Source organism: Mycobacterium sp. E3298 (assembly GCF_001666895.1).
In the GTDB taxonomy this organism is placed as follows: domain Bacteria; phylum Actinomycetota; class Actinomycetes; order Mycobacteriales; family Mycobacteriaceae; genus Mycobacterium.
In genome coordinates, this window is record NZ_LZJB01000227.1 from 1 (window position 1) to 718 (window position 718).

At 66.9% G+C, this 718-nt stretch carries 1 protein-coding gene and 1 pseudogene; one reads left to right on the forward strand and one right to left on the reverse strand.

Going from position 1 to position 718, the window contains the following annotated elements:
• The first annotated feature begins 200 nt into the window (after positions 1 to 200).
• Positions 201 to 482 (forward strand): hypothetical protein, encoded by a 282-nt coding sequence (locus A9X05_RS10590; RefSeq protein ID WP_067748435.1) that lies wholly within the window; start codon positions 201 to 203, stop codon positions 480 to 482.
• Here A9X05_RS10590 and A9X05_RS10595 read toward each other — a convergent pair.
• Positions 457 to 718 (reverse strand): annotated as a pseudogene (locus A9X05_RS10595) (DNA primase); the annotation flags it as partial. The gene A9X05_RS10590 and the pseudogene A9X05_RS10595 sit on opposite strands and share 26 nt — an antisense overlap.

Consider the following 718-nt stretch of genomic DNA (forward strand, 5'->3'; position numbering starts at 1 on the left):
CCCCCGCCTGGACTCGAACCAGGAACCTATCGGTTAACAGCCGAACGCTCTGCCAATTGAGCTACAGGGGATCAACACGATCGCGGGACGACTCTAGCGTACTGGCATATCCGCGCCCAACTGCATAAGGACGGATCGGGCGCGCACGCACCGGGCCGGGTGAGGCAGGATGGAACGGTCGCTAGTCGGGAGGAACGCTTTTGATCCGGTATGTCGTGGTGCTGGGGCTGGGTTACGTGCTGGGCTCGAAGGCCGGGCGCCGCCGCTACGAGCAGATCGTCGGCACCTATCGCGCGCTGACCAGCAGTCCCGTGGCCAAGTCGATGATCGAAGGGGGCCGCCGCAAGGTCGCGAACCGGATCTCCCCGGACTCCGGCTTCGTGACGGTCGCCGAGCTTGACGACCAAACGGCCATCATGGAGCGGGCGGCCGACGAACGGGCGGCCGACGAGGCCCTCACATCGTCAGATCGTCGCCGCTAGCCTGTTCCAGCAGGCTGCGCCGGTAGGCCTCCATCGCGACCAGGTCGCCGAACAGCGCGTGGTACTCGTCGCCCTGCTCGATCGGCGACATGCGCTGCAGCTTGGACTTCACCTCGGCGATCTGCCGACCCATCCAGACCTCCTGCAAGCGGGCCAGCACGCCGGCGATGTAGCGCGGCAGCTTCTCGTCGTCGACCTGGACGGCCTCCACGCCGAGCTCGCTGATCAGCCCCGCG